Below are 234 nucleotides of genomic sequence, written 5' to 3'. Positions count from 1 at the left end.
ATTCAGAAGAACAAATCTTTCATTAAAGGAGTTACATTCTGATGATATTGGCGAAGAAAGTCAGACTGATTCCAACGCCTGAACAAGAAAAAGTGCTTAGAAACCATGCTGGTGCTGCAAGATTCGCTTATAACTATTGTAAAAGAATGAGTGATAGATACTATAAGCTATTTGGAAAATCTGTTTCACAGTTAGCTTTACAGAAACGATTTACAAAGATCAAGAAGCGAAAGA

Annotated in this window: 1 protein-coding gene; it reads left to right on the top strand. The window is 34.6% G+C overall.

What is annotated here, in order from left to right; all coding sequences use genetic code 11:
* Window positions 1-41 precede the first annotated feature (41 nt).
* Window positions 42-234, top strand: a 193-nt coding sequence (locus COL05_RS30675; protein ID WP_000599317.1) for a helix-turn-helix domain-containing protein, incomplete at its 3' end; no start/stop codon positions are given.

This window comes from Bacillus sp. AFS059628 (genome assembly GCF_002571225.1).
Classification (GTDB): domain Bacteria; phylum Bacillota; class Bacilli; order Bacillales; family Bacillaceae_G; genus Bacillus_A.
The sequence above is the reverse complement of the archived record's forward strand: the minus strand, read 5'-3'. Positions and strand labels throughout refer to the sequence as shown.